Raw genomic sequence first — 8821 nt, 5'->3', positions numbered from 1 at the left:
CACTGCTGCGGCAATTCGTTGGCCCTTTGAGTCAAACAAAAAACAGCGCTGTGCAGCAAAGTTTAGCGTGACCTTCATGCCTTCGTTTAGCTTGCTATCACCTTCAAGCCTCACTACCACTTGTTGATTGTTGTGATCACGCAGATGTAAAAAGGTTTCAACCCCCAGACGCTCGACTAAAAACACATGCCATGGCCCAGCTTTATCGCTCACTTCTAGGTGCTCAGGGCGAATACCTAATTGCGCTTTAGTGTGGCGTGCAAAGTCACCTGGCAGTTCTATTTGTTCACCATTGTTAAGGGTAAAAGTTCGTCCGTCGATATTTCCCTCTAATAAATTCATTTTGGGAATACCGATAAACTGCGCCACAAATTGATTTTCTGGTTGCAAATAAAGCTCCATGGGCTTGCCTACTTGTGCGACCTTGCCTTCATTTAACACAATAATTTTTTGCGCCATGGTCATGGCTTCAACTTGGTCATGGGTGACATACACTACGGTCGAGCCAAATTCGCGGTGCAAACGCATCAGCTCAGCTCTCATCTGCACCCGAAGCTTGGCATCAAGGTTAGAGAGTGGTTCATCAAATAAGATCACCTCTGGACGTTTCACTATCGCCCGACCGATGGCTACACGTTGACGCTGGCCACCAGAAAGCTCGGCCGGTTTGCGGTGTAACAAGGGCGTAAGTTCCAGCATCTCTGCCGCTTCTTTGACTCGTTTACTGATTTCAGCTTTATCGACTTTTTTTAAACTCAAAGCAAAACCAATGTTATCGGCGACGGTCATGTGGGGGTACAAAGCATAAGATTGAAACACCATAGCTATGCCCCGTTTGTCTGGCGATACATGGTTAACCACTTGCCCGCCGATACGTAATTCGCCCGAACTTATGTCTTCTAAGCCGGCTATCATACGCAGCAACGTCGACTTACCACAGCCACTCGGCCCAACAATAACGGCAAACTCGCCTTGCTCAACTTTTATATCAATACCTTTTACAATTTCTGTTTGTTGGTACTGCTTTTTGATATTTATCAATTCAATTTCTGACATTGTGCTGTCCTGTTTAACCCTTAACTCCACCAGAAAAAGTCTGAGTCAGAAACTTTCTAGCAAACGAAAATGCAATAACGGCTGGTAGTGTGTAGATAACAGCCAGTGCGGTAAGAAATCCATAATCAATGGCGTCAACCCGTAAAAACGCTCTAAACATGCCAAGTGGCAAGGTTTGTAGTTCAGGTGATGAGGTGAACATTAAGGGCATTAAAAAATCGCCCCATGCGTTAATAAAAGCAAACAGACCCGCAGCGGCAAAACCCGGCAACGCTAACGGAATAAGCACTCGTCGCACGGTTTGCATTTGACTGGCACCATCTAGCGCCGCCGCTTCTTCATAATCTTTAGGAATGGCATCAAAAAAGGTTTTCATGATCCAAATGGCCAAAGGCAATTGCATCGCGGTATGAATAAGTATTAGCCCTAAATAACCATCAACAAAAGAAAACATGCGGCTCAGCATCACTTGGGTTTCTATGTCATCAGTAATATTGAGAATTGCGCTGTTGACCATATCGTTTAAAGCTAACATCACCTTGTATACAGGCACAATTAAGGCGGGTGGTGGTACGATGCGCACCAAAATAATGGCGTACAACAAAGGACGTTTCCACCACGCTTGCGTGCGTGATAGGGCATAACCACCAAAGCCAGCAAACACCAAGGTTAATAGGGTTGCAATACCAATGATAAGTACCGAGTTGAATATCCAGCGCAAGCCATTTTCATTAGCAAATAAATTCCAAAAGTGGCCAAAGGTTATCTCGTCTGGTAAACGCAAGAATTGGCTGGCCTTGGGATCGAAGGCAGCCAGTAAAACCCAAAAAAACGGCACAATACAGTACAGAGAAATCAAAATAAGGGTGAAATACGTTTTTCGATTTGTTGCTTGCTCTGCGCTGCTATAACGTTGTGTAACGACATTTGTTTCTAGCGACATCTTACACCTCAACCTTTAACGCACGCACATACAAGAATCCGATCAGCATAGACACCACCAAACTGACCACTGCGACGGCAGCGCCATAACCAAGCTGAAATGAGGTGAAGGACTGGTTGTAAATATAAATACCGAGTATTTCAGTGCTATTAGCCGGCCCGCCTCGACTGAGGGTATAAACCAAACCAAAAATGGCGAAGGTCGTTACGGTTGAAACAAACATATACAGAAAGATAGTTGGCATCATCATTGGCAAAGTAATACGCATAAAGATTTGTTTGTCGGTCGCACCGTCAACTCGAGCCGCTTCGTAAATGTCTTTCGGGATCGACGCCAGACCAGAGGTCAACAAAATCATAGAAAACGCGATACCTCGCCATGTGTTTACGATGATGATCGAAAAGAGAGGAAAGGTGTATAGCCACTGCTGTGGGTCAACCCCAAACCACGCAACAATGCGATTTAAGGTACCGTAGTCGCCACTGGCATACATCGAGATCCATAAAAAACCGACCACCATTTCTGGTACGGCATTCGGCAAGCAAATAATGGCATTAAAGATAGATTTATATTTTATTTCTCGTTGCAAACATACGGCAGCGGCAAACCCCAAAACAAACTGACCAATCACCGCCGAACCGATTACAAAAATCAAAGTCACTTTGAGTGAATTCCAAAATAAGGGATCACTAAATAAACGGCTGAAATTACGCAATCCCACAAAAGAGGATTCTTTGGCAGCAAAGCCTAATAAAGCATCATTCGTCAAACTCAAAGAGAAGGCATAAAACGCAGGAAATACAATAAAGGCCCCCATTAATATCAAGGCGGGCGCCATCATCATGCGATAACCCAGCTGCCTTTTTCGTTCAAAACTCATTGCCATTATTGATTCCTACTTACTGCTTCGTCGCCCAATACACTGCTGACGTAATCTTCCAATAGTTGTTGTGCTCCGGCAGCGTCTTCTCGGCCAATTATCACTGCCTCAGTTGCGCGAGCAACCCCTGCCATCACGGCATTTGAGCCTACTGTGGTGCGCAATGCTCGCGCCCGAGGTAATAACTTGTGAGCCTGAGCAAGTATGCCCAAACTGGCGTAATCCGGATGAAGCTCGGCATCTAAACGAGCGGGTACATTGCCTAGCTTTTGCGCATAGGTAATGGCCACATCGTTGTCCCCTAGCGCAAGCGCTAACTTTATAGCCAAATCCGCTTGACGTGATTTAGCGTTCACGGCCCATGCGTAAACCATAGACGCGAGCACAAAAGGGTCAGAGCCATCTGCACTTGGGATTTTCCATGTACCGACCGCTTGCTCAATATTCGCAATAGGATTACGACTATTTTCTCCCCAATCAAATACGCGGCACCACGTACCGCAGGTGGTGATCATCAATTGACCTTTAGGGAACATTTCGTATTTAGGAATAACCCAAGGCTCTGGATTGAGTAGGGGTTTGATTGGCATTAACTGTTCATCAACCAAGGTTTGATAAAACTTAAAGGCCTCAAGGGGCGCTTTTTCGCCGAGCCGATACCTGCCTTGCTGGTCTAATAATTGATAGTCGGCAAAACCTGCCAATAAATAACGATAACCCTCGGTGTACGACCCCATACCCCAGGTTAATCCTGCCGGAAACAACAAAGGAAACTGCCCTGTTACGTGTTTAATTTGTCTGGCCCGATTCAGCAGGTCGTCCCAACTGGTGGGTTGAGCGGTACTGATACCTGCTTGTTCTAGCAAATCATGGCGATAGTAAAGCTGTTCAACCGCAACAATAGAGGGCACCGCATAGTTGTGACCATCGAAGCTACCCTTCGACAACAACTTAATCAGCTCTGGTAAATGTTGATAGCCATCCCAATTTTCCATAGCACCAGACAGATCAACTAAATAACCTGCGGCCGCGAGATCATCCAATTGTAGATCCCTAGGAATAGTGAAAACATCTGGCGCATTGCCTGCTCTTAACTCGGTCACCAATTTAGTAAAATAGTCTTGCGCTGGTGCCGGATACTCAACAATTTTGAGCTGAACACCTAATTGCTGCTCTAACTTGTCTTGCAGGCTATATAAGGCTTCAAGCCTTGCTGCTCGGTGTTCGGCAATCACCAAAGTAGACTTTTTTGCTAAATCCTGAGCAAGCACATTGGCAGGCACGCTTGCATTAAGTGCCACTACCGCTAATAGGCTGTATACATACTTAAACATCAGTCAATCGACCCCATAATGAAAGCGCCCACCGTGGGTCTCCAAGCAACTCGTAAAATACACGTTAACAAAACTCTTCACACTGCAAACACCTTATCGAGGTAATTTAACAAAATAATCACATTTTCAATATCACGGATCTTGACACCGGTGTCAAGATGAAATTTAATGTTGGTATCAGATAGCAAATAAATTTAATTGTACAAAGACATGGAGAGAGAATTCTGGCTCTGTGTGGTACTTAGGAGATAGTGAGTGACGCTAAGATTAGCCGTGATCGGTTGTGGTAAAAAAGCGACCCAGTATATCGAAACGTGGATAGCCCGAGAGGATATCAGTATTCAAGCAGTGATGGACCCAAATGCCCAAGCTATGGAAAATATTGGCCGTATCGCACAGCAACAAGCGCAAGCTCAGCCCGCTTTCTTTTCAAGCTGGCAAGAATTGCTGCAAAGTCAGCAAGATAATTTGGATGCGGTATATATTTGTACGCCTCACGCTAATCACGCTGAGCAGGCTGAAATGGCGCTGCAGTTGGGTTTAGATGTCTTGCTTGAAAAGCCAATGGTTACCAGTGTTGCCGAAGCCGAGCGCTTAATTGCTGCACAAGAACAGTCTGGTAAAACCTTAGTGGTCGCTTACCAAGGCGGCTTATCTCCTTTGGTTCATCAACTTAAAAAAGACGTCCAAGAAAAGACCTACGGCGAACTAGTTAGTGTGACCGCGTCAATTTGGGAAAACTGGGCTACGACCTATGAAGGCCACTGGAAACAAGTACCTGAGATCTCTGGCGGCGGTTTTATGTTTGATACCGGCGCACACATGATGAATACCGTCTCAATGATAATGAATAGCCCACTGCGCAACATTACCGCGAATATGCAGAACATGAACTACCCCGTTGATATCGTCACGACGGTGAGCGGAGAATTAGCCAACGGCACGCTGTTTAACCTGCATGCTTGCGGCAACAGTATTCGCTGTACTTCCCGTATTGAGTGTTACTTTACCCACTACGTAGTGCGTATTTGTGCATGGGGCCGCTGGATTGAAATTGAAGACAGTACAGGTCACGTGGTACGCAAAGAACAAGAATCAGCCAATAACTTGATGAACGTGTTCATGCAAACCATTCAGGGCGATATTGTTAATCCTTCGGATATTCAGCAAGGCCTTGCAATGGCGAAATTGTGGGATGCCATTAAAGACAGCGCTGGCGCTGACGGCAAAACTATCGTTTTATAAAGTATGACTCCGATATAAATAAAGCTGCCAACGGGCAGCTTTATTTATGTTCGATCTAACGAGACATGGCTTATTTAGTATTTTTTGCATTTTTAGCCGCAAGCTTTTCAGCCACCATCAGTTTACGGGGTTTTTTAAAGTAGGTTTGCCGTGGTGCGCCCTTTTCTAGAGGCTCAGGACGCCCCCAATTTTCAAAAAACCAACCATCTTGATGAGCCTGATTGCTCCATTTAATTGCATTAGCGATAATCCGAATGATGTGTTCATTACGAAAAATCGGGAAGGTTTCGTGGCCTGGCGAAAAGAAGAATATCTTGCCTCGTCCGCGAGTAAAGGTACAACCACTGCGCAACACCTCACCGCCTTGATACCACGAGTTAAAAATTAATTCATCGGGATCTGGAATATCAAAAGGCTCACCGTACATTTCAGACTCTGGCAGCTCAATATGCGGCGGGATCCCGGCAGCAATAGGATGAGAAGGCTTTAAACACCATAAGCGCTCACGCTCACCCCCTTCGGCTTCACGCCAACTTAAGTTACAACTGGTTCCCAATAAACGCTTAAATATTTTGGCATGGTGACCTGAGTGCAAAACAATCAAACCCATGCCTTCAAGCACTCGTTTTTGCAGTTTATCTACCAGCTGATCAGACACCTCATCATGATAGCGATGACCCCACCAAATCAGTACATCAGTATGAGCAATTAGCTCGTCACTCAAGCCTTGGTGCTCGTCATCAAGGGTAACTGACCTTAAGTTAAAGCCATAAGGCTCAAGCATATTGACGATGCAGCCACCAATGGTTTCTGGGTAAACCTCGGCCACTTCTTCATCTTCTACTTCATGACGACATTCGTTCCACATTGTTACGTTTATCATATCTTTTCTTTGTCCTATCCAACTGCCTACCGAGGCTATCCGCTACTTGCTGGCATATCGTCTTATGCTTAGTTCATATGCCGTTTGATTAATATTCGTGTGTTTGCCTGAGGCTATTTGACCTCAATCAATAACACTTTCAGTGCGGTATTAATCCCGTTTGCCAAGATAATACCGAGCCAATATTTCAAGCGAGAGCAGAATAATTCTGACTGCGCTAGTTGCCTTGAAAACACTTTGTCGAAGGACAAGTAGTTATCGATTAGATCGTCTATCTGATAAAAATGCGCTTGCTGAATGGCAAAAAGTTCGCGGGCATAAGGGTCTTGCACTTCAATTGGCTCACCTTTGCCATCAAATGCCATGGAATAACGCAACCAACCCGCTACCGCAAAACACAAGCAGTCAAAAGACGCATTGTTATTTAAACGATCTTCAATGGTATTTAACAAGCGCTGCGGCAACTTTTGCGAACCGTCCATGGCAATTTGGTAAGTTCGATGGTGTAAGTTAGGGTTAGTGAAACGAGTCAGCAATTGCTCTATATAGTCCTCAAGTATCATCCCTTCTGGTGCGACTAAAGTGGGTAAAATCTCATTGCGCATCATATGACGTAAAAACACGACAAAGGATTTATCTTGCATGACTTGATGCACAAATTGGTAGCCGTTCAAATAACCAAGATAGGCTAGTGCCGAATGAGCACCGTTTAGTAAACGCAATTTGGCTTTTTCAAATGGCTCTACTGCACAAACCAGTGACACGCCAACTTGTTCCCAAGCCGGCCTACCCACAATAAAATTATCTTCAATTACCCACTGGCTAAAGCGCTCTGTTTTAACTAACCCACGATCTTCTTGTCCGGTTTGAGCGTGTTGTTGGATATCCTCTTCGGTTGTGGCTGGCACAATGCGGTCTACCATACTGTTCGGAAAGCTTACGTTGTCCACAATCCACGATGCCAAAGCAGGGTCAATGCGCTTAGCAAACTCACCTACAAGCCCAGCTAGGGTGTGGCCATTTTGCGGCAGATTGTCACAACACAGCACGGTAACACCTGTGGCTGCGACCTTAAACCGGCGCTGCAAACTAAACACCAAATAGCCAATAGCTGATTTGGGCGCATTAGCATTGGCTAAATCATGTTTGATATCTGGATGGTCAAGGTTTAGCCGCCCTGTTGCAGGATCGTGGCAATAGCCCTTTTCAGTCACCGTCAGTGAGATAATTTTAGTGTGCTCTTGCGCCATTAATTCAAGTACACGTTCAGGTGAGTCGGGCGCCACCAGCACTTGCGTAACAGCTTGCACAAGTTGGGTATGTTGAAAGTCTGCATCAAACTCGACGACATTGTACAATCCATCTTGTGGTTGTAACTGCTTTTGCACATTACTGCTACGCAATGACACCCCAGCAATGTACCAAGGTTCATTTTCTTGCAGTAAATTGACCTTATCGGTATACCAAGCTTGATGAGCACGGTGGAAGGCCCCGATGCCTAAATGCACAATACTGATTGGTTTTTCTGCTTGGCGGTAGGTGCTGATTTGCTGTTTTTCAAGCAAAGCTAAATTTAATCTGCTGGCCGACATGGATTTTTTCTCACGATTTAATAGGGCTGGATCATCTAAAATGCTAAATCTCGCGCTATTGGTAGATTAACGTCGTCAAATGACGAAAAAATATACCAAGGCAATAATGATGAACAGCGTTGTCCGAAGATATCAATAAGTTATAAAGGGATTTGACACCGGTGTCAAATCCCTTTATAACTAAAATCATATAACAAATAAAATCAAACAAGTTAACAAAAAACAAACAACATTGATTTAAACAATGCCCTACATTTCATCGTACGCTTTTCGCTGAATAGCGCTTTCTTCTAGTAAATAAAGCGGTTATATATGATCATGCTGCATAGCAAGGCATTTAGATTCGAACGTAGCCGAAAATAACAGGTAAATAAGTATGGCATCAGTCACCATTATGGATGTAGCCCGTCATGCCGGTGTATCCAAGAAAACCGTATCACGCGTCATAAATAATGAAGCTAACGTTAAAGACGAAATGCGCCAAAAAGTACAGATGGCCATTCAAGAGCTCGGATTTAAACGCAATCCACTGGGTATGGCGCTGGCCAAAAACAGGTCGTTATTTATTGCATTGGTGTCAGACAATACTAGCCCCGGCTATTTGATGAACTTGCAAAAAGGCATACTCCAAGGCTGTACTGAAGAACAAATGGGCCTGTTTTTATATGACTGCAACTACCGCTCCCCTACTCTGGTACAAGAAGTAGAAGAATATATCGACAGTACCTTGGTCGACGGTTTAATTTTACGCCCGCCGATGTGCGACAAAATCGAATTGCTCGAAATGTTAGACAGAAAAAACGTCAGTTATCTACGAATTGGCCCTAAAGATCTTAATCGCGGCGAGTCACTTGGCTTTAATTCAACAAAAGCCAGTTATGACATGAC

General features: G+C 44.7%; 8 protein-coding genes. 2 read left to right on the top strand and 6 right to left on the bottom strand.

The genetic code is table 11. The features are described from left to right. The 4 genes from NWQ57_RS22540 to NWQ57_RS22525 form a co-directional block, all read right to left on the bottom strand. A partial coding sequence (locus NWQ57_RS22540) for an ABC transporter ATP-binding protein (protein ID WP_306024444.1) occupies nt 1-1056 on the bottom strand: 1056 nt, incomplete at its 3' end. A gap of 13 nt (nt 1057-1069) precedes the next feature. Beyond that, nucleotides 1070-1999 carry a carbohydrate ABC transporter permease gene (locus NWQ57_RS22535; RefSeq protein WP_306024443.1) on the bottom strand — a complete coding sequence of 310 codons (930 nt, stop codon included), beginning with the start codon at nt 1997-1999 and terminating at the stop codon, nt 1070-1072. 1 nt (nt 2000) lies between these two features. Further along, complete coding sequence (locus NWQ57_RS22530) at nt 2001-2885, bottom strand: carbohydrate ABC transporter permease (RefSeq protein WP_306024442.1); 885 nt, start codon at nt 2883-2885, stop codon at nt 2001-2003. Further along, nucleotides 2885-4213, bottom strand: coding sequence for an ABC transporter substrate-binding protein (locus NWQ57_RS22525; RefSeq protein WP_306024441.1), 1329 nt, complete (start codon nt 4211-4213; stop codon nt 2885-2887). Before NWQ57_RS22525 ends, NWQ57_RS22530 begins: the two co-directional genes overlap by 1 nt. 255 nt (nt 4214-4468) lie before the next feature. Here NWQ57_RS22525 and NWQ57_RS22520 point away from each other — a divergent pair, with 255 nt between their 5' ends. Beyond that, nucleotides 4469-5458, top strand: a complete 990-nt coding sequence (locus NWQ57_RS22520; RefSeq protein ID WP_306024440.1) for a Gfo/Idh/MocA family protein — start codon at nt 4469-4471, stop codon at nt 5456-5458. Between the two features lie 70 nt (nt 5459-5528). Here the strand turns inward: NWQ57_RS22520 and NWQ57_RS22515 are convergent, their stop codons facing one another. Then, nucleotides 5529-6341 carry a ThuA domain-containing protein gene (locus tag NWQ57_RS22515; RefSeq protein WP_306024439.1) on the bottom strand — a complete coding sequence of 271 codons (813 nt, stop codon included), beginning with the start codon at nt 6339-6341 and terminating at the stop codon, nt 5529-5531. A gap of 113 nt (nt 6342-6454) precedes the next feature. Continuing rightward, nucleotides 6455-7933 (bottom strand): mannitol dehydrogenase family protein, encoded by a 1479-nt coding sequence (locus NWQ57_RS22510; RefSeq protein ID WP_306024438.1) that lies wholly within the window; start codon nt 7931-7933, stop codon nt 6455-6457. A 376-nt stretch (nt 7934-8309) separates the two neighbouring features. Here NWQ57_RS22510 and NWQ57_RS22505 point away from each other — a divergent pair. Further along, nucleotides 8310-8821 (top strand): LacI family DNA-binding transcriptional regulator (locus tag NWQ57_RS22505; protein ID WP_306024437.1); only part of this gene is annotated, 512 nt, incomplete at its 3' end.

This window comes from Paraglaciecola sp. (assembly GCF_030730205.1).
Lineage (GTDB): Bacteria > Pseudomonadota > Gammaproteobacteria > Enterobacterales > Alteromonadaceae > Paraglaciecola.
The sequence above is the reverse complement of the archived record's forward strand: the minus strand, read 5'-3'. Positions and strand labels throughout refer to the sequence as shown.